The organism is Streptomyces sp. NPDC048424, from assembly GCF_040651555.1.
In the GTDB taxonomy this organism is placed as follows: Bacteria; Actinomycetota; Actinomycetes; order Streptomycetales; family Streptomycetaceae; genus Streptomyces.
Genome location: NZ_JBEZKE010000003.1, coordinates 23198 through 43855, shown reverse-complemented (window position 1 = coordinate 43855; position 20658 = coordinate 23198). Strand labels below are relative to the sequence as shown.

Here is a 20658-nt window from a genome sequence, read left to right as displayed (position 1 = left end):
GCATGGCACCCCATCGAGCTCTTGCGACGACCGCGGAGGTCATCGCCGTACGTCCCGGGAGTCCCCTCTCCGGTTCGGTCGCCGTCGACGGCTCCAAGAACGCCGCCCTGCCGCTGCTGGCCGCCGCGGCAGCCGTGCGCCGGACCGTCCAGCTGGAGAACGTCCCCGCCAGCGCCGACGTCCACTGGATGCTCACGTTGATCGAAGGGGCGGGCTGGCACGTCGCCCGGGTCGTGGGACGGCCCGACAGCGTGGTGATCATGCCCCCTGACGCCGTACCCACGGAACTCGACCTGGCCCCGGCCGCACGGATCCGCGCGTCGTACTACCTGGTGCCCGCCCTCCTCGCCCTACAGGCGAACGCCCGGCTGCCCTGGCCCGGAGGATGCCGGATCGGGGAGCGCGGCATGGACCTTCACTTCAAGGTGTACGAGGCGTTCGGCGACCGCGCAACCGTTCATGACGAGGGCTATGACGTCGAGGCCGGTCGACCCACCACCGACACGGTCTCCCACACGTTGCCTTACCGGTCGCGCGGTGCGACGGTCGTCGCCGTCCTGCGTGCGGTCGTCGCAGGCCGTGCGCTGCGCCTCGCTCGGCCGAACCTGTCGCCGGAGGTCCTCACCGTGTTGGACGCCCTGCGCTCGGCGGGATGGGAGGCCCGAGCCGGCGAACAGGTCCTGGACCTGAGCCCGGCACCGGCATCACCGGCCGAGATGCCTGCTTGGCGCGTTCCGGGCGACAAGATCGAGGCAGGCACCCTGGCCTGCGCCGTCGCCGCCACCGGTGGGAACGCGCGCATCGAGGGCGTCCAAGGTCGGGATGTGGTGCCGTTGCAGGCAGCCCTGCAACGGCTGGGCATCCCCACCTCGGTACGGGAGGACGTCCTCCTGGTCGACGGGAGCACCGCCCGACCGACCGGCCTTCCCCTTCGCGCCATCGCCACGCTCGCCACCGGCGGTCTGGACGCCGACTTCGAGCCTCCCCTGATGGCGCTGGCCCTCGGCCAGCCCGGCACGCACCTGTTCGCGGACTCCATCAACCCCGGCCGCCACGGGAACCTGCTGCCCCAGCTGGCCCGGCTCGGCGCGAAGATCGAGGAGATCTCCCCCACCGAATGCCGGCTGACCGGCCCGCAGCGCCTCACCGGAGCCGGGGTGGAGGCCACCGACATCCGCACCGGCTCCGCCCTCATGGTCGCCGCGCTGACCGCCCGCGGCATCACCACCCTCGGCGGAGTCGACCAGCTCCGCCGCGGCCACGCCGACCTGCCCGGCAAGCTCCTCCACCTCGGCGCCGACATCTGCGAGGTCTCGCCATGACGACGGCCCGTTCTCTCCGACAGATCATGGCCACCACCGACGTCCACTCCGCCCTCGGCGCCGGCGACCCGCTGCTCGCGCACCTCCACCAGGCACGCACGGATAGCCTGCTGGTGGACTGCGGCGACTTCTTCGAGGGCACCGGGTACTACCGCCTCGGCCGGGGCGCGCCCGAACGGGACATCCTGCTCGCCCTGTACGACGTCGTCGCTCCCGGCAACCACGGCTGGCCGCACTACTTCGAGCCGAGCCTCCACGCGCGGACCGTATGCGCCAATGTCGTCGAGGACTCCACCGGCAACGCGCTCTTCCGTCGTCTGCGCATCGTGGACATCGCGGGCCGGCGGACGGCCGTCACGGCAGTGATCGGCCTGCAGGCGTTCAACTCGATCCCGGCCAGGCAGCGGTCCGCCCACCGCGTCACCGACCCGGTCCAGGCTCTGCGCGAGCTGATGCTCGCGCACCACCACGAGGTCGACTCCTGGGTCCTCCTCAGCCACTCCGGCTTCGAGCAGGACCTCCGGCTCGCCGAGGCGTGCCCCTTCCTCGACGTGGTCTTCGCAGGCCACTGCCACAGCGAACACACCGGACCCGAACGGGTCGGCAGCACCCTCGTGCTCAAGGGCCAGGAACTCGCCGTCGGCTACGCAGTCGCCGAGCGCTCCCCCGAAGGCTGGGTCGGACGGACCGCCCGCTTCCCTGACACCAGAGAGTCCGTCCTGCCGCCCGGGCTCGAATCCGTCCGTGAACAGATCGCTTCCGTCCACGCGCAGCTGGCCGAGCCGCTGGGTCGTCTCGTCGCGGCCTATCGGAGCAGGCCGCTCGACCGTCGCGCCTTGCTCCGCGAGCTGGCCGACCGGTCGTGCAGCAGGCTGGGCAGCGAGGCGGTCGTCCTCAACGAGACCGCCGTGCGCACGACGCTGCTCGGCGAAGTCCTCACCACCGGGGATCTGCTCACCATCGAGCCGTTCGACAACGAGCTGGTCGAGGCCCAGGTCGCGCCGGCCTTCCGGAAGGACCCCGCCGCCCTGCTCACTCACCTCACCGAGCGGGCAGGCCCCCTGATCACCTCCCCCGATCCGCTCCCCGCCGGGCTGACGAGCCTGCTGACCACCGACTACCTCGCCGACACCTGTCTCGGCAGCCGAGCCCACCCCGCCGGCCTCAGCCTCGGCTCGGCGATCAGGAGCATCCTGACCAACGGAGACGACCAGTGATCCTCACCGGACCCGAGATCACCTCCGCCTCGAAGGACGGACGGCTGCGCATCTCCCCCTTCACGGCGACCCAGATCAACCCGAACAGCTACAACGTCCGCCTGGGCGGAACCCTGCTCACCTACACCGACCAGGTACTCGACACCCACCGCCCGAACCCCACCCGCCGCACGGAGATCGGCGACGACGGCCACGTCCTGCAGCCCGGCGAGCTGTACCTCGGCCACACCTTGGAGGAGGTGGGATCCGACCTCTTCGTCCCCCTGCTCTTCGGCCGCTCATCCGTCGGCCGACTGGGACTCTTCGTCGAGATCACCGCACCCATCGGTGACATCGGCTTCCACGGCCAGTGGACACTGATGCTCACCCCGACCCGCCCCGTGCGCGTCTACGCCGGGATGAAGATCGGGCAGATCATGTTCTTCGTCTCCGAGGGCGCCATCGACCTGTACGAGGGCAAGTACCAGGCGGCCTCCGGGCCCCAGCCCTCCTCGTACTGGCGCGACCTCGACGCCACGGCGCTGACCTCGTGATCCTCACCGGACCAGCCATCGCCGCCGCCCGCGAGGCGGGCCGCATCACCATCGACCCGTATGACCCAGACCGCGTATCCCCCAACGCGTACGACTGGCGCCTGGGCAGCACGCTCCGCGTCTGCGAGGGCGACCTCGACGCCGCCAGTTCCACCGCCTTCTCCGAACTCACCCTCCCCGACGACGGGTACGTCCTGGAGCCCGGGAACCTCTACCTCGGCCACACCCTGGAGCGCACGGGCTCCGAGGCCTACGCCCAGCTCCTCAACGGCGACCGGACCACCGGCTCCCTCGGCATCTGGGTCCACGTCTCCGCCCCGCTCGGACACCAGGGCCACGCGATCCGCTGGACCCTGGAGATCCGAGCCACCCGCCCCGTGCGCGTCCGGCCCGGCATGACCTTCGGCAAGCTCGTCTTCCTCCGCACCCACGGCTCCCCGGCCAGCTACCAGCAGCACGGCCTCAAGTACCGCACCAGCGAAGGCATCGAGACGTCCCGCCTCTACGAGGAGAACCCCGGAGGCCGCCGGTGAACCGCGTCGTCGCCACCGCCCTCGACCTGCCGTTCCCTAGCCCCGGCGGAAGCGTCGAACTCTTCCTCGACCTCTACGCCGGCACCCAACCCGCGATCCCCGCCCGCGCCTTCATGCTCGCCCCCAACGGCGCCCGGCCCCACCCCCCAGCCGGCATCGACCTACTGCACGCATCCGGCAAGTGCCTCGACGGCCACGCCTTCAGCCGGTACGTCACCAACCTGCGCCACGCCATGACGGCCGCCATCGACCCGCACCAGATCAGCGTGCTGCACCTGCACCACCTGGCCTTCGGCGCCACTCCCGCCCTCCTGCGGGCCCTACCCGCCCACCCCCGGATCGCTTTCGTCCACGGCACCGACCTCCTGCACGCCGAGAACCACACCACGCAGCTGCGCGTTCTCCGCGAGACAGCCTCCGCTGCCGACGCGATCGTCGTCCCCACCGGCGCCATGGCCGACCGCCTGCTCAAACTCGCCCCCAAGACCGACAGGCACAAGATCGAGAAGATCCCCTGGGGCATCCCCGACCGCCTCCTCACCGGCCCACCGCCCCGGCCCGCCCGACGTCCCACCAGCCACCTGCGGATCCTCTTCGCAGGCCGCCTCAGCTCCGAGAAGGGCCTCGAACCCCTCCTCCAAGCCGTCGCGGCCACCCGCTCGGTCGAGCTGAGCATCGCCGCCCCGCGCGCCCAGTTCCTCGACCTCGCCCCGGTCATCCGCCAGCTCGGCGTCCACGTCCGCTACCTCGGCTGGTTCCGCCGCGCCCAACTGTGGAAGGCCTTCGCCGACCACGACGTACTCGCCGTGCCCTCCACGACCCTGGAGGCCATGGGCCTCGTCGCCCTCGAAGCCCAGGCCTGCGGGCTCCCCGTCCTCTACCAACCCGTCCCCGGACTCAGCGAAGCCCTATCCGGCACCGGTCTGGCCACCGACTTCACCAACCCCGCCACCGCCGCCCACGACCTCCACCGCCTGCGCACCACCCCCGGCCTCCTGGAGATGCTCCGGGCATCCGGCCGCACCAACACCGCCCGTTTCCCCCTCAGCACCACCGCCACGGCCATCGCCGACCTCGGCCGGCGGCTCGCCTGACACCACCCGTGGCGCAGTCGGCACCGCCCGGGCCGCGTCACTAACCTGGCCAGTGGACCACCCGCGGCCCACGACGATCGGGAGACCATGACCCACATCACCGACCGGATCGAAGACCTCCTCCAGACCGGCGTACGCGACGAGGTCTACCCCGGTGCGGTGTGGGCGGTCGGGAACGCCGACGGCATCCAGGCCAGCGGAGCCGTCGGCCTCCTAGACCCCGACCACCCGGACGAGCCGATGCGGCTGGACACCGTCTTCGACGTGGCCAGCCTCACCAAGATCCTCGCCGTCTGGTCCACGATCGGCACCCTGGTCGAAGAGGGCAAGCTCCAGCTCCACACCCCGCTGGGCGCCTTCTGGGACGAAGTAGCAGGCCACCCCCTCGCCCAGACCACGGCCCACCACCTCCTCACCCACACCGCCGGCCTGCCGCTGCGCGCCAACCTGAAGAACCTCTACGGCACCGACCCCCAGGACATCCGCGACGGCGTCCTCCACGAGGCCCTCCACCGTCCGCCGGGCGAAGCCGTCGAGTACACCGACCGAGCCGCCCTCGTCCTCGGCTACCTCGCCGAGCACCTCTCGGGCCAGCCCCTGGACCAGCTCGCCACCGACCGCGTCTGGCACCCCCTAGGCATGACGCAGACCCGCTTCGGCCCCCTCCCCGATGCCGAGGCGGCCCGCTGCGCCCCCACCGAGTACGACGAGACCACCGACACCCACCTCAAGGGCACCGCCCACGACTTCTCCGCCCGCCTCCTCGAGGGCGTCTGCGGCATCGCCGGCACCTTCTCGGTCCTCGACGACCTCACCCGCTTCCTTCGCCACATGCTCGTCCCTACCCAAGCAGCCTTCGGCCCAGCCTGGATCAAGGGATCCCTCCGCATCGAGACTGGCGACCTAACCCCCACCCGCGGCCTCTTCTGGCACCCTGCCCCCGGCACCACCGCGGCCGAAGACCTCTGGGTCCACTACGGCTTCACCGGCACGGGTATGTGGATCAGCCCAGCCCAGGACCGCTGGGCCGTCCTCCTCACCAACAAGCTCCGCTTCAACCGCGATCGGGAACCCCTGACAGCGATTCGGAACGGCTTTCGTAGCACCGCGCTTACTTACCCAGCGCAGTCTTGATCGCCACCGCTTGCGCCCACCGTCGCCCTTCATGTGTGCAAGACGCCCCGCCGTGCGAGCGACAGCGGCTGTCTTCCTCCCTCACGCCGGCCCGTCGGATTCACTTTCCAACGGCATCGCGGGCAAACCGTTTTCGAGAGCCCGCCGAGCGTCTGCGAGCTGTGACTCGGCACGTAGCAGAGCAGCGATCAGCCTCGGAAGCCCTACGCCTGCAGTCGGATCGCCATCATCACCATCGGTGTACGTCGAGAGGGTGCGTGCCAGCTGAACGAGGGCGTCCCGCGCCGCTCGTTCCTCGTCCGCTTCGAGATGCTCCGAGAGCTTCAGCCACTTGGCCTCCTTGTCGGCAGCCTCCTGGGCAGCAAGCGCGACAATCTCACCCGCTACGCCGCGGACGGTCTCCTCGAGGCTCAGCGCGACCCGAAGCAGTGGTGCTCCTACCATGTCGCTCTCTCTGGGTTCATACCCAGGCGGGAACATCCGGTAGAAGCTCCAGGGATCTTGGGGCTCGCTCAGTCGCTCCAATGCTCTGAACACGGGCTCGAACGCGCCCAGCGGTTGAGCCGAGGACGACAATGCCGTCCTATGGTTCCAAAGCGCGAGGATGGCGGTCGCAGTTTCGCGACGTACGCCGTCCGCTTCTGCCCCCACGGCGTTCTCCGCCTGGATGATCAAGTCACCGATGTGATGGGCCATCCAGCGGCCCAGGACATCCCCCTGGGAGAGATTGTCGGCGATTTCCTTGCCAAGTTCGAGGGTCCGCTCAAAGCTCCTCGCATCCTCCGGAGTCATCGAAGAGGTAAATCTTGTAGGACCATTCGCGCGGGGGGAGGGATTCGTCATCATCTTGGTGGGGCCTCATCGTGTAGCTCTGCTCATGCTCTTTGTGAGTGCGGTCGATCATCACTTCGACGATCAGGCTACGACCGGCCAGACCCAGCAGTCCCTGAAGGACGTCACGTCGAATTTCCAGCCGCTGCCCCTGAGTTCCAGTCGAGCGGTCAGAACTGGTCGCCGACATATCGTCCCAGCAAGTACTGCGAAGAGCGATGCCACCAGCCCGATTCCATTCGCGCATATCTGCGTCCGGTTCCAGTCCGAGCAGATCGACTACTTCTTCAGAGGGCATATAGGGCGGGTACTTGATTCCTGCGGCCAGCGGATCTTTACGGTCTAGCCCCTCATGTCCGTCAGGATCAAGGACCCAACCGGCCAGCTGAAATCCCTGGACATCGAGCTGGTAGTCGCTGTCAGTGGCGTCGGGAAGGCGGTAGCCCATGTACGAAGGGGCCGTCTGCAGGGCGAGTACCAGCGCCCTAGCCTTCGCGGGAGTGACAAGGGCACTACGGATCAGGACCCTCTGCGCAGCCTCATGGCCTGACTCATCGGAGCTTTCCCAGGCCCTGACCCACCCGTCATCCGAAAGGAGACGCTCACTGAAGTGCCCGCTGTTCAACCGCCAAACCCAGCCGACGTCCAGACGGTCCCCTCCTATCAAGTCGCTCTGCGGTGAGGGGTCCCGTCGGTCGGCAAGCCATCTGCCGTCGTCCCGGGTGACACGAAAATCCCGAAGCCAATCGGTGAACTCGTCCAGGTCCGCATCGCTGTCCCGGTACACGGGACGAACCTTGAGCAACTCCCCAGCCACAGTCCACAAGGCATGAGTCGATAGATAGAAGTCCAGGTCGTCGGCATCCGGCCGAGTCGTACGGTAAGCGAAGGTGCTCCCTTCTCGATACAACCTGAGGGCGTGGCGCGGGTCGTCCTCGCGGGTGCCGCGGTAGGGAAGCCGCCAGGTGTCCGTGATCGTGTGACCGGCGAGACGTAGGACGGCCTCCTCGGAAATACCAAAGGCTCCACCGAGGGGCTTGCACCAGTCGTCCTTGAAGTCCCAGAAAAAATGGAAGCCGCTTGGTTCGCATTCACGGACCTCCTCCTCCGCACCGTTTCGCCTTCTCGTGCCGCGTTCCTCCCACGACTCAGTTAGGATTTCTGTCGGGACGTTGATCCCTCGCGCGATAGCGAGTTCCTTCGCGCTCAGGATCCCCCGGCCAGACAAGGCGAGGGCCAGACAGATCGTTTTCGCGCTCTCCTGCATCACTACATGCGGTCCGTCATCGAAAATCACTTTCCGCAGCAAGGGCTCGAACTCTGCGACTGTCCGATGCGTGGTGGGGTCCTGAGCGGCTCGTGCGAGAGCGAGGAGCAGCCACTGGCGAGCGTGCCGATCGTAGAAGGGCAGACGGGCATCGTGAAACGGGGTCACATCGAGCGCACCTAGCGCGAAGCTTAGGAGGGCGTCCAGTTCTTCTTGGCAGTCGAGTTCGACGAGGAGCCGGACGCAGTGTGCGGCTCGCCACCTGGTGTCGCGCTCAGGGTCGCCGAGAACGCCCCACAGATAGCCTGCGAGGCACTCCGCAGTGCTGGTCGGTCCAGCGGGAAGGTCGGCGAAGCCACCGTCGCCCGAGTCCTCGGGTGAGAGGTCAGCCAGCATGATGCCGAAGTCGTCGAGGACGATCTGCGCCTGCTCGCCAGTAAGCCGCGGGGCGATTCGGGCTGCCAGGTGATAGCAGTCCTCGGGGGGAAGCACGGCGGACTGTGAACCGAGTTCTCGAAGGGCCGTCGCGAGCAGATCCGCATCAGGTTCGCCGGCCAACCTGGCGAGTCCTGACAGGTCGATGGGGTCGTAGACCTTGGTGGTCAGCTCCCGGCTGAACCGCGCCGCAGCCGTGTCCGCGAGATGCCTCAGTTGCCGGCGTGCCGCCCGTGGCAGCAGCGACAGCTCGGCGAGTCTCTGAACCATTCGGGCGTAGTCGAATGTGTTGAGGTTGAGGTTGGCTTGGAACGCGGCGAGCATGTCGTCGAGTTCACGCAGTGGCGCCGCAACCGCTTGGTCTATGACCTGGTCCATTTGCAGCAGATGGCCTGATGCGCGCACCAGTTGGCGGGCCTGCTCCCAGCCTTCGGCGGTGGAGAGGTCACACGCCGCGAGGGCGTCCTTGACCTGCCGTGCACGTGCGAACCGCACATCGTCCTGATCTTCATTCGGGGTCCACCGTCCCGAGTCGCGCTCGCGCGATGTCGGGAAAACAATGTGACGTGCGCCAGGGGCCAGCGGCGTTCCTGAGAGGTCGATGTCCAGTTCGCCGGCGGTCTGGTCGAGACGTTCGAAGGAGGCACGGCTGAAGCGTCGTGCCCGCAGGAACTGCCCCAACGTCTTTGCGATGTGCACGCCATCGCCGGGAATCTGACGCAGCGCTCGCTCAACGAGGCCAAGGTAATCGACGCGGTGCTCGCCGAAGGGCACCAACGCCAAAGCGGTGACGGCGGACGGAGCGAGGGAGCGGACCTCCTCTTCGAGCAGCGCCTGGATGAACGCGCCCTCGGAGCAGAAGCGGCGGTCACGCCAGCGGGAAGCGACGGTCATCGCAGTCGTGGCGCTCAAGCCGCCCATGGCGGCCAGCACCACGGAGTGGTCCATCGCGTCCCCGAGGTAGGGTTCCAGGCTTTCGGCGAGTTGTGCGACGCGATACGCCCGGCGGTCATCACCATGGTTGCCGTCGGATGCTCGACGGGCGACAGCAAGGAAGGCTCGCCACAACGCGTGTACATCGTCACCCACACGGTCGGTCAGGTCGATTGCCTGGGTGAAGTAGGCGTGAGCTTCGCTTCTGTCGAATCGCTGGACGGCTCGAGCGAGTTTCACCATCTGCTCCGCCTTGTACTCAGCACTCTCCTGAACCACGTCGAGCGACGCGGCCACGGATTCGGCGAGTTCGACGGCGACATGCTGCAGCTCGTCGACAGGAGCAGCTGCTCGGATTACGTCGATGAGGACATCGTCCGGAAGGTGCCGCTGCGCACCCCGGTACCAGTCGAGCAGGTTCTGGCGCGACGCCGCGGAGGAGCCGAAGGCGAGAATCCGGACACCGAGCCGGGCAATGCCCCTGTGCAAGAAGTGAGGTAGCTCCTCATGGCCCCGGTGGGACGGGGTGGGAGGCACGAGTTCCCGGAAGGGACTGTCCGTGCCGCTGGCGGTCCCGACAAGACAGTCGATCCACAGGCTCGCCCAGACACCGAGGGGCACGACGCTCTGTTCGTGATCCTTCACGGTACTTGAGTACGTGTGAGGCTTCTTTCGCGCTTCTCGGACGTCTTCGCCGACAAACTCGTCCACGTCGAAGGACTGTCTCCGGATCTTCGACAGCAACGCGAAGCCGCACAGCAGCGCGATCGTGTCGGTGCCCCGGCCCCAGCGGCTTCCGGCACCCCTGCCCAAGTCGCCGGGGAGGTTCAGGCACAGGATCCGTTCGGCTTCACTGTTCGGGAGCAGTCCGTGGCGCAGGCCCATCGCGATGATCCAACCGACCGCCGGAAGCTCCTTGTTCTCTTCCGAGAATCCCGAATTCTGGCGAACAGAGATCGGTCTACGCTGGCGCTTCAGCATTCTCACCAAGCGCCGCGCAAGGGGTTCCTGGCAGACGAAGTTGGCCTGCCAGGCGGCATAGGCTACCGCGAGTTGGAGGTACTTCAAGGACACCGCCGCGTGGCCGAGACCCTCAAGTTCTTCGGTACGGCCCGAGTCGGCAAGCCGGGTGGCAATGATCACGCCGGCCTCGAAGCCCACCCACTTAGGGCGCCACCGAGCAAGGTGGCTGACGCATGCCTCCACGCCGTCGGTGTTGAGGAATCCGAAAGCGACTTCGGCGATATCCGTGGCGGTGACGCTGTGCCGGTTCGGGTTCTCGTCAGGCTGCTGAACCCACGCCCTGAGCCACTCCGACGCACTGCGCAGCCGACTGCGGGCGAAGTCGGTCTGGCCTGCAGCAAAGGAGAGAAGAGCACCCTCGCAGTGAAGATTGGAGCCAGGCCAGCCACCCGCAAGACTGCGGTTCGCGACAACGTCCTCGATTGTGATGGCGTCCAGGAACTGGCCCGCCAGATCGGTGTTGGACCGCAGCAGGTGAAGTCGGCGAGAGTGACCGGCGGCCAAACTGCCGGCCTTGACGGCCAGCCGGGTGGCTTCCCATTCCTTTCCCACGCGCAGCGTGGCTTTGAGAGCGAACTGGGCCCGCTGCTGGGCGATCTCCCGTTGCTCCAGGTCGTTGCCCTCGGGGAGGGCACCGTCGGTCATTGCCAGTTCAACAAGGGTGTCGACCTGACCAGCCTCCCAAAGCAGTTGGGGCAAGCTGGCAGCCACGTACGGTTCGGCGGCGGCGAGCGGGGTCAGTCGGTTGATGAAGTTGATCAGAGACTCGCCGGTTGGACGGTACTTCGTCCGGAACCAGGTCTCGGTCGGTTCGTCACGGAATTGCAGGGTGTCACCATCGACGAGCAGCGGGTGTCCGAGGTCGGCCGCAAAGCTGTGCACGAGGGCGGCCGACACTCCGCACAGTTCGGTCAGGACTTTGATGGGCATCCTGGGTCTGAGTGCGGCCAGGGCCTCGCACAGACGGTCGATCTCCGCACCGAGGTGGTTGGCGTCCTTGCACTGGTCCACCAGGCCCTGGAGGAGTTCGTCGAACAGGGAGCCTTCGGGATGCCTCGCCTCACCGAGAGAGACCAGACAGGATTCAAGGTCCGAGGCCGCGCCCAGAACGAGGGCCTGAATCCGGGGGTTGCCGCCGGTGCGCCGATGGAATTCGGCCGCCTGCGCCTCCGTGACCGAACCGAACACCGACTCTAGGTGCTGCCTGGACTCGGCGACGCTGAACCCTTCAAGCTCGATTCTGTGGACGTTGGGCGGCGGTTCCAGCAGATGGATGCGTTCGGTGCGGCACAGCATCACGAGCCGCACATTTCCCGGCAGGTCCTCCCGCAGCACACCCGTGACGAAGGTCCGCTCCCCGCCGTCGTTCGCGATGAGCGCCGCATTGTCGGCCGCGTCCACGACAAGAACCAGGAGCGCCCCTGGAGCGGAGGCTGTGACAGCCGCCGCAGCGCCCCGGACCCTGGCCATGAACGCCTTCGCATAGTCGGTCGGCTGAGCTGTGCCGATCGGGATCAGTGGGTCGCAAAGGGCATGTGCAGCAAGTTCGTTCGCCAGCTGCACCAGGCCTTGACGATGTTGATGGCGCGGGGAACTGGAACGCCGGTAGCCACCGTTTCCAAAGCAGTCGTAGACGAGAGCGACAGAGCCGGAAGGCAGATTCCGTTCGATCTGTGTCGTGAGCACCGATTTGCCTACACCACCCGCCGCGTGAACAACGACGGGCCGCCCAGCAAGTCCCACGATTTCGCCGGCGATCGCGCGCATCTGCTCAGTTACGATGACGTGCCCAGGCTCGTCGATGAGGTTGGGAGCAGGCAGCACGTGCTCCGGTGGGACTCCGAGAGCGGCAAGCACGGTGGAGCGTTCGACGACGTGGTTCGCTTCAAGCGAGGTCGCCCTTCTGGTGATCATCTCTTTCAGCAGAAGGGGTTGCACATCGGGAGCACCCGGAAGCAGCCCAGTCAAGTCCAGCCGGAAGAGCCCTTCAAGCCGCAACAGGCCCGGAGCCGTGGCGTCTACCTCCAGGCAGCTGAAGAACGCGGCCTCACCGGCTGCGTCACCAGGAAAGTTCGCGTACTGCCTCAGGTACCTGACATCGTGCGCGTAATCGCCGGCCTCTCCACCGACTGCCAAGATGTCTATCGCTCGAAGCACCGACTCACGGACCGGCCGATTGGAAAGGAACTCGAAGGTCACCTTCTCTTCAAGCCCCGGCGACTCCTGGCGGATTTGCCTGAACTTCTCCGCGAACCCCTTGACCGTCTTCGAGAGGCCCGAGACAGACCATTCCTCCGTGGCCCGGACAGTCGAGTGCTTCAACTGCCGGTACACCACCCGCTTGGCCTCGTGAAGGCCGGTCGCACCGTAGTACTCGGCGATGTCGATTACGTCCTCGCCGGCCTCGCCGCGTGTGTCGTCAGGCGACACACCTTCGACAGCGATCGCGGTCAGATCGGCGTCGGGATGCAGCAGTTTCAGCGCCTGACGAGCAGCCCAGTGGTAGTGGAACTGATCACCGTCCCGGCTGGCACGCAGAAGATCGGTGTCAGGCATGCCCGCTCCCGGCATCCCTCACAACGACGGAACGGGGCAAGGGTTTCCTCGCATCACGGCAGACCAAGACGGTTAATCGCACACCCTACCCACCCCTCCCAGAGTCGGGCAACGCGTCCATCAACGTCGCCTGCCTTCGGCTCCGGCAGGCGATACAGGCCTGGGCGGATACTCCGGACCCCATCCCGCCAGACCGTGCCGTTCGGCCTCGGCACGGGCGACGCCAGCAGACCCAAGAACACAGTGACAGGCTCCTGCCATTCCAGCGGCAGCCACCCAGTGCAGTGACGTCGCCGCTGCACAGCGACCTACGCAGGCACCAGCTCGCCAAGGGCCTCTTGTAGGGCTTCACTCCTGGAAGGGGTCGCCGCAGCCAGCTTCTGTAGGTCCTCGCCTGTCAAGTATCTGTAGCTCTGCGGTGGGTGGAACGATCCGGAGGCCCTGAGAGCCGCCAGAGGAACCGGCACCTCGAAGGCAACCGGCTCCTCCAGCGAGAGGCCACTGGCCCGGGTCGCACCGCTCATGTAGTCGTCGTACTCTCGACGGCTGATGCCAGCGCTCGTACGGCTGGCGATCCAGACCTCACGCGGGCTGGCCACCTGCACCGAGACGATCCTCGCCATGCCGACGATGGCCATGGTCGGCGCGGTCGCGTACAGGAGTACGGGCGTGCCTGGAGGAGCCGCGACGCGCTGACGGCGCACTTCCACCGTCTTGGTTCCGGCCAGGATCGCCGTCGCGAACCGCGGGTGGACGGACAGCAGCATCGCGCGCTCCGGATCGCTCACGTCTTTCGGTGCCCCTCTTCGTAGACGGCCTGGAACAGCGCGTCGCTGATCCTCGACAGCGACATCAGCGACAACCGTAGCCCCAGCCCTTTCGCCAGCGCGGCCAATCGCGAATGCGTCACCTGTACGGGAAACAGCTCCGTGTCCGAGAACCGGAGCGCCATGACCCTGCCCGAATCACCGGCCGTCCCACGCACTTCGGCACGACCATATACGCCCAGGTGTTCGAATTGCGAGAAGAGGATGTCCGGATCGCCGACGACCACCTCGTCGAGCCGCGAGCAACCGATCACCATCTTGCCCTGTTGCCCGGCGATCCCCTCGCTGACGTACCAGAGGATCCGGGCGGGAACGCTCTCTCCGCGATGACCCGGGGACCTGTAGTAGACGTGCTCACGGCTGATGCCGAGCACGTCGTCGCGCGGCACGAGCATCGCCGGGACGTTGAAGAGCTCCGTCGACCAGCGCGGCCTGACGGGAGCGATGAAGGACGGCAGGGCAGTATCGACGAGCTTCGCCGGCCACCAGACCCTCTCGGCGACGCTCGCGATCTCCGGTGACACGTGGGCGTCCAGACGAGGCGTCGCGCTACCGAGTCGAGCAGCGATCTGCCCCGCAGCCGTTGAGACTTCCTCCGCCGGCCCGCACACATCGACGAGGAGCGCGGTGAAGCCGTTCTCGTCCTCGACGAAGCCGTCGCCTCCCGCCGCAGCCATGGCCGCGCGGGAGAGGGACGGATCGGTGATCCGTACTACTTGGGCCTCCCTCTCCCGGCCGATCCTCTTCAACATGAAGAGCAACTGTCGGGCGATGGTCTCCTCAAGCGAGTGCGACGCGGTCCGAAGGATCGGAACGGTCAGGGTAGGGCCGTCCAACGCCCAGACGTATAGGGCTACAGGGTGTCCTTCGCCGTCCCGGAGCAGTTCCCTGCGCCACAGCACCCCACCTTGGGAAAGACCCTTCAAGCGCTCCGCGAACGCTACCCCTCCGTCGCCATCCCGCTCGAAGAAGGCGACGAGCCCGTCTTCAGTACCGTGCTCGACTTCCGCAGCGGAGAAGGCCGTGCCCATGAGATCGGCCGGTCGGTACACCTGGGCTTGGCGGAGTTCGTCCACCTGAACCGTCACCGCTGCCGGAGAGACCACCTTGACGCGCGCGACGGCCCAGGCGATGTCGGCCAGTCGCACAAACTCGGGCTCTCGGGTCACCAGCACCTGCAGGCCGGAACAGGAGGTCTCGGCCACGTACCGGAGGCGAGCGCGCAGGTCGCCATCGAGCGCGACACCGGGCAGCTCCTTGCCCACGGCCATGATCAGCTCCTGCTGGCGGGCGACCACTGCGGCGGCGTCGGGCGTCAGGACACGAAGCCTAGACAGGCCGGCGCGCTGATGGTTCCGCTGCTCCCGATCCTCGACCGCCTGCACGTGGAGGAGGAGCTGTGGCGTGTAGGCGAGTTCGACCAGGTCTGCGAGCCACCCGGCCTCAAGAGCCCGCGACTCCTCGACCGCGTTCTCAGCGCCCGCGCCTCGAAGTCCGGAGAAGACGGTGTGGTCGACGGTCACGACCAGCAGGGCGTCGCTCTGCGCTTCGGCGAACAGATCCTCGTGGCCGTGGTCCAACCACCAGGTATCGAGGGTCTCCTTGTCACCCCCTCGTCCCAGGCCCTCACCCTTCGGAACGAAGCCGAGACCGCTCCACGTGGCACTGAGCCCATAGTCCCGCCGACACCTGGCCCGAATGCCGAGCCGATGTCCTTGGCGACGGCGGAGCTCTGCGATCAAGCGGCTCGCGACCCCCTTGCCCCGACTCTCCTCCGCCACGCACAGGTGCACGAGACGAACGTGCTGGCTGCGCTTGGGCAGCCCGAAGAGCGCGTAGCCGACGAGCTCGCCACCTTCTAACGCGACCAGCAACCCACCATCGTCGGCGTACTTCCGGTACGCGGGCGGCGTGAGCAGCCCCAGCCTCTTGGTGTACCTGTTGCCCAGGGCGATGGCCGCGCCGAGCATGTCCGGCTGTTCTCCAGTCACCGGCAGAACTTCGATCATCGTGTTCCCCCTCAGCTTCCCTGCGTGTCCAGCCGATCACGCCCCCACCGCATAGTGTCGAACGACGAGGACACCAGGCCACCGTTTGGTCAGATCCGGCTAGATCGGCGCGAATTACTCCTCATGGGCACGTCACTGACTGCTGTGTCGACGGTCGAACAGATCCAGCCCTGGCAGACCGCGCCGTACCGCGAGGCGGTTACCGAATCGGCAGCCACTAGTTGTCCGGGAGTGGAGACCAAAGACAGCCGCAGAGGCGTACCGAGTCCGCGGGACGCGAATGTCAGGAGGGTGATGGTGGCCCAACGCAGCCGAGACACTGCTCCAGAACTCGCCTTGCGACGTGCTCTTCATTCCTTGGGCTTCCGCTACCGCGTGAACATGCCCATCCCCGGGATGCCGCGCCGCCGCGCTGACGTCACCTTCACGAGATGGCGAACCGCGGTCTTCGTCCAAGGATGCTTCTGGCACGCGTGCCAGAAGCATCTGCACGCGCCGAAGCACAACTCCGAATGGTGGCGCCGAAAACTCGAAGGCAACGTCCGCCGCGACGAGGAGACCGACGCCCACCTCGTACATCTGGGCTGGCTGCCGCTGCGCATCTGGGAGCACGAAGGCGTGGACGACGCCGTTGGCAGGGTGACTGCGGCACTGGCGACCCGGGACCATCCCCGAGCCCTACGTCTGGGGGACCAGGGCATGGCGAAGTGACGTGACCTGGTGGGGCCGCTTCGATCGGCCCGAACAGCACCTCCGCGTCCGCCGTGCTTCTGCCGCATCAGGGAACGGTGCGGATCACGCTGCGGCCGTGTCCGGTTCGTCTGCGGCCGATGGGTGCACGTGCCTACCGGGGTTGAACGGCGTGAACCAAGCACCGAACTCCATGGGTGCGATGCCGAGGGCCGATCCCACTGCGCTCTCGTCGATCCCGTCCATCGAACCGTCGTACAGCCACTCGTGGTCCATGTCCTCGTAGACGTTGTCGGCGAAGACTTCTAGGGCATTCGCGACGCCGTCGTCGAGCAACCCGAACAACTCCAGGGTGACGGTCGTCTGGCTCAAGAGAAGCCTCAGGGCAAGTTCCTCTGCGATGCAACTCAGCTGGTCGAAACTGCCGTTGGTGAAGCGCGTGGTCATGGCGATCACGGTCACCAGGAAGCGGCGGGCGAATCGGGTGTCGTACTGGAGGACGTACCTCTCCGGCAGGTCCTCCAGGTGCCACAGCGGACCGTCGCACTCGCCGACGTTGGTGCCCTCCTGTTCCAGGGTGTGCACGTCCTCGAACAGCTCGTCGATCAAGACATCGGTGGCGTAGATCAGTGCGCCGGCGGCCAGCACGGCATCCTGGGGCGCGACTGCGAACCCGTAGTCGTCGCCGTCCTCCTCCCCGAGGTCGTCCTGCACACCGAACATCACGGGTGGAAAGGAACGCAGCTCGTCCGCCAGCACGAGCATCCGGGAGCGCACTTCCTCGGCCTTAGCTTGTGCGTCGTACTCGCCTCCTTCGGCGGCTACGGGCGGCTCGGCATGACGGGCTTTGCGGGCCGCGGGGTCGTCCGGCGGGCCGTCCGGGCCGTCGGCGGCGGCAAGGCTCTCCTGGGTGAGCTCCGGGTGCAGTTCGACTTCGCACCGCTCGACCTTCCAATCGGCGAGCAGCTCGGAGCGTCGAAGCACCTCGCTCACGACGTCCCGGACGGCGTCCTCCGCGAATTCGAGCGCCTCGGCGTCGACGAACACCTTGAGCAGTGCCCCGCCGGGATACACGCCCACGATCGTGTCGAGGAGGTCGACCTCCATGCCGTCCGGCCCGTCGATGCCGTCGACCGAGGCGAAGCCGCTCTCGATCAGCGCGACGGCCCCGGCACGCTGCAGCGGGTCCATCTCCGGAGTTCCCACCGAGATGCAGATGTCTACGGTCACTACGTACGTCACGTGTCCGAGCCTGGCAGACGGATCGAAGCCGAGGGGGAGATTCGAATCGGTTCGTCAAGCCGTCGCCCCACGAAGGCGACTGCCGCCCTCGCTCCGACCACCTTGCGCTACGTTGCGTAGCTCTGCACGACGCTTGAATCAGGCTCTGGCCAGCGGCACCCCGTCCTCCCGGGCCGCAGCGGCTGGGGAGAATCTGGGGAGAACGAGGGCCTGCTGGGGGGCGGCTGGGGAGAATCGGCCGTACAAACGGGCAGCACGTTGAAAGGTTCGGAAAGGCCGATCATCGCAGGTCGGACCACTCGTTGAGGCTATTTCCGCAGGTCAGCGACCTGATGGCGAGGACTTCAAGAAGGTTTCCTCATGGGCTGCCATTTTGTTTGCTCCCACGCTCGTCGGAACTATCTATGGCATGAACTTTGAGTCCATGCCTGAGTTGGGTTGGAGATTCGGATACCCTCTCGCGATCGGCCTCATGGGGATGGTTTGCGTCAGTTTGTACGTGATTTTCAAGCGGCGCGACTGGCTCTAAGCCCCTCGCATCACGCTCAGTCATCCTTCGCACTTCGCATTCGCATCACTCAAAAATCGACCCAGAAGCGGCCCTGGGGAGTCCCTGGGGGGAATAGATGCGAGTGATCTCCTCACCTTCCCTCCAGAGGGCCCCTGACCTGGCCTTTTTGGGGTTCCATACAGGCTGGGGAGAATCTGGGGAGAAGGCGGGCCGCCACAGCACGTCGCGCTACCCCATCAAGGCCATCCGCCGTCCGGTTCGGCGCCCTCTCCACCGCGCACCGATGGTCGCGGCAAATCACAGGGAGTGACGCCGGACAGTTCCTGGCGCTGCCGCCACGGAGCTGCGGGAGTGAGGCGCACGTCCGGAATCGGTAGCGGAAGGCTCCGGACGAGAGGGAGGGGGCTCGCGGGGCTGACACCGCAGCTGCAAGTGTTGATCTTCCTCACCCGGGCCCTCTCATGCCCGGGCAGGAAGTCAAGCCAGTACGACGCCTCGGCGAACGAGGCGGATCCGGGAGATGGCGGAGTAGCCCATCAACCACGGAGGCCCGGATTCTTCCTGTCCGACCCTGTTGTGCACAGTGGACGTCACCCCGGCGCCGATAGTTGGGCGCACCAGGCGTCTTGAGTGGTCGACGAAACCGAACCCGACGCATGAACCGTCCAGAACCTGGCAGGGGCCCTACTCGCCGGAGGGTCGACGACGCTAAGCCTATGGCTAGCTCTGCAGCACTTCGCGACTGCCGCAAGGAGTGCAACACGCTGGACGTGATGGGTCGTCAGAAACAGGTCCAACGAAAATAGGTGGAAGACAACCGCAGGTCAGAGCCTTGCAGGCCAGACTTTACGACGTAGGTGCTGTGCGTGACGGGCGGGCGCTGCGTGCACAAACGTGACGCTGATCTGCTGCCCGGGACCGGCCGGGTACGGCTCCTTCTCTCGACGCCAGCAGACTTAGACCGACCGGCCGTCGACAGGGCGACAAGACCGGCGCAGATAGAGGCTGTTCCACAGGACCACGGCGTTCAGAAGGCGAGTTCGAGGGCGCCGAGCTGATCTTCCATTCCTCCGCGGTAGTGCTGGCGCAGTTCGCCGCGCTGCCCGAAGAAGATCTTCCGGGCGAGGGGGTGGCGGGCCTCGGTGATGTTGAGATGCTTGCCGATCATGCGGCGGTACCCGGTGTCGGAGACGAACTGGAGCAGATCCAGGGTCTTGAAGATCCGCCCGTAGTGCGCGAACGCGTCCCCCAGCCGGTCGGCCGCCCGTCCCGCGACAGCATGCGGATGAGGTCGTAGCCGCGGACCTCGCCGGCGGTCAGGGAGCCGGGCACCCTCGAGGTCGCGCCGTCCTCGCTGCCCGCAGGACGAGGCCGGAGCCGTCGTCGCCCGAGACGAACACCGCGGGGTCAGTGAGGGCGCACTGGCCTGAGCCGATGCACACCCCGAATCGTGGCTGACGCGCATGGTCGTAAGCCGTTCCGCGGACCGTTGCCGCCCGCGACGATCAGCCCGCAGCCAGTGTCCGGTTCCCAGCGGATCCTTCTACGGCCGCTCCTGCCCGTCCGTCACGCCCTCCACGAGGGCGTGACGGACGGGCAGGACCTGTTGTTCAGGTCGATCTCGGCTCCATGCCCTTGATGTGTTCGAGGGCAGTGTCCAGGAGTTTGCCCACGTCGTGGAGGCTACGGGCGGTGGCGGTTACCAGGTAAGCGGGGTGCTGGGCGAGCGGGGTGAGAACGGCGTGGCCTGCCTCGGGATCGTCGCCGATGAGGATCGGTGGGTGATCACAGGGCAGGTAGGGGTCCACGACCAGGAGTTGACCAGTAGCGCGGTATCCGCCCAGCACGGCGGGGCCGTCCCAGGCCGGCGCCGTCCCGCCGTAGGCGGTGTGCTGGTCGAGGACGGGACGGCCGCCTCGATGCACGGTCAGGCGCATGGTGAGGTGGCCGGGGGGCTCGGGGGTGCGGCCGAGGAGTTGCTCTTCGCGCAGGATGACGGCGGCGGTCGGTGCGAGGTGGACGGTGCAGGTCTGGTGGAGGGTGCTGTTCTGGACGCTGATCAAGGGTTTGGGCAGCCAGGTCAGGATGGCGTGGTCGGCGACGGTGAGGCGGACGTCATAAGTGGCGGGGGCGGTGGTGGCGCCGGGCAGCGCGATGGTGGCGGCCGCCGTGGACACCTCCAGCTTGGCGTGTTCTTCGGCGGTGATGTCGAGGGCGAGTCGGTCTCCGCCGAGCGGTGCGCACATGGCACTGATGACGCTGACTCGGGCCCACCCGTTGCGGGGTTGCGTCCGGTGCAGGTGGAAGGGGCCACTGCTGCGCAGGCGCGGGACGGTGGTGGTGGAGCCGTTGTGCGCGGCCCTGATGATGGCGGTGGCCTGGACTCCCGAGAGCTCGGGGTCCGTTGCGGGCCTGCGCACGACGGCGGGTGCCTCGTTCGCCCGCCCGCTGTCCGTCTCCCTTCCTTCGGCCACCGGCGTCGGCGTGGGATGTTCCGCCGT

The 20658-nt window shown here is 67.0% G+C and carries 14 protein-coding genes and 1 pseudogene; 8 read left to right on the top strand and 7 right to left on the bottom strand.

Going from position 1 to position 20658, the window contains the following annotated elements:
- The first annotated feature begins 2 nt into the window (after window positions 1-2).
- The 6 genes from AB0D29_RS05010 (at window position 3) to AB0D29_RS04985 (ending at window position 5833) form a co-directional block, all read left to right on the top strand.
- Window positions 3-1322, top strand: coding sequence for a UDP-N-acetylglucosamine 1-carboxyvinyltransferase (locus AB0D29_RS05010; protein WP_362852192.1), 1320 nt, complete (start codon window positions 3-5; stop codon window positions 1320-1322).
- A complete protein-coding gene (locus AB0D29_RS05005) occupies window positions 1319-2539 on the top strand; it encodes a metallophosphoesterase (RefSeq protein WP_362852191.1) in 1221 nt (406 codons plus the stop codon). The genes AB0D29_RS05010 and AB0D29_RS05005 overlap by 4 nt, the downstream gene beginning before the upstream one ends.
- A complete protein-coding gene (gene dcd, locus AB0D29_RS05000; protein ID WP_362852190.1) occupies window positions 2536-3072 on the top strand; it encodes a dCTP deaminase in 537 nt (178 codons plus the stop codon). The genes AB0D29_RS05005 and dcd overlap by 4 nt, the downstream gene beginning before the upstream one ends.
- Window positions 3069-3605 carry a deoxycytidine triphosphate deaminase gene (locus AB0D29_RS04995; protein WP_362852189.1) on the top strand — a complete coding sequence of 179 codons (537 nt, stop codon included), beginning with the start codon at window positions 3069-3071 and terminating at the stop codon, window positions 3603-3605. The genes dcd and AB0D29_RS04995 overlap by 4 nt, the downstream gene beginning before the upstream one ends.
- Entirely contained in the window at window positions 3602-4699 is a 1098-nt protein-coding gene (locus tag AB0D29_RS04990; RefSeq protein ID WP_362852188.1) for a glycosyltransferase family 4 protein, read from the top strand. The genes AB0D29_RS04995 and AB0D29_RS04990 overlap by 4 nt, the downstream gene beginning before the upstream one ends.
- Window positions 4700-4786: 87 nt before the next feature.
- Entirely contained in the window at window positions 4787-5833 is a 1047-nt protein-coding gene (locus AB0D29_RS04985; protein WP_362852187.1) for a serine hydrolase domain-containing protein, read from the top strand.
- 81 nt (window positions 5834-5914) lie between these two features.
- Here AB0D29_RS04985 and AB0D29_RS04980 read toward each other — a convergent pair whose 3' ends face one another.
- The 4 genes from AB0D29_RS04980 to AB0D29_RS04965 all read right to left on the bottom strand — a co-directional run bounded on the left by AB0D29_RS04980 (window position 5915) and on the right by AB0D29_RS04965 (window position 15714).
- A complete protein-coding gene (locus AB0D29_RS04980; protein ID WP_362852186.1) occupies window positions 5915-6625 on the bottom strand; it encodes a hypothetical protein in 711 nt (236 codons plus the stop codon).
- Complete coding sequence (locus AB0D29_RS04975) at window positions 6597-12878, bottom strand: hypothetical protein (RefSeq protein WP_362852185.1); 6282 nt, start codon at window positions 12876-12878, stop codon at window positions 6597-6599. Before AB0D29_RS04975 ends, AB0D29_RS04980 begins: the two co-directional genes overlap by 29 nt.
- Before the next feature lie 308 nt (window positions 12879-13186).
- Complete coding sequence (locus AB0D29_RS04970; RefSeq protein ID WP_266969242.1) at window positions 13187-13666, bottom strand: ASCH domain-containing protein; 480 nt, start codon at window positions 13664-13666, stop codon at window positions 13187-13189.
- Window positions 13663-15714, bottom strand: coding sequence for a GNAT family N-acetyltransferase (locus AB0D29_RS04965; protein ID WP_362852184.1), 2052 nt, complete (start codon window positions 15712-15714; stop codon window positions 13663-13665). Before AB0D29_RS04965 ends, AB0D29_RS04970 begins: the two co-directional genes overlap by 4 nt.
- A 123-nt stretch (window positions 15715-15837) precedes the next feature.
- Here AB0D29_RS04965 and AB0D29_RS04960 point away from each other — a divergent pair, with 123 nt between their 5' ends.
- Entirely contained in the window at window positions 15838-16425 is a 588-nt protein-coding gene (locus AB0D29_RS04960) for a very short patch repair endonuclease (RefSeq protein WP_362852183.1), read from the top strand.
- An 84-nt stretch (window positions 16426-16509) separates the two neighbouring features.
- On the opposite strand, the gene AB0D29_RS04955 is transcribed toward AB0D29_RS04960, so the two are convergent.
- Window positions 16510-17646 carry a hypothetical protein gene (locus tag AB0D29_RS04955; RefSeq protein WP_362852182.1) on the bottom strand — a complete coding sequence of 379 codons (1137 nt, stop codon included), beginning with the start codon at window positions 17644-17646 and terminating at the stop codon, window positions 16510-16512.
- A 337-nt stretch (window positions 17647-17983) separates the two neighbouring features.
- On the opposite strand from AB0D29_RS04955, the pseudogene AB0D29_RS04950 reads away from it, so the two are divergent.
- Window positions 17984-18175 (top strand): annotated as a pseudogene (locus AB0D29_RS04950) (CorA family divalent cation transporter); the annotation flags it as partial.
- A 1009-nt stretch (window positions 18176-19184) separates the two neighbouring features.
- On the opposite strand, the gene AB0D29_RS04945 reads toward AB0D29_RS04950, so the two are convergent.
- Window positions 19185-19622: a Tn3 family transposase gene (locus tag AB0D29_RS04945; protein WP_362852181.1), complete on the bottom strand. Its 438-nt coding sequence runs from the start codon at window positions 19620-19622 to the stop codon at window positions 19185-19187.
- A gap of 145 nt (window positions 19623-19767) precedes the next feature.
- Entirely contained in the window at window positions 19768-20631 is an 864-nt protein-coding gene (locus AB0D29_RS04940) for an urease accessory protein UreD (RefSeq protein ID WP_362852180.1), read from the bottom strand.
- Between the last annotated feature and the right edge of the window lie 27 nt (window positions 20632-20658).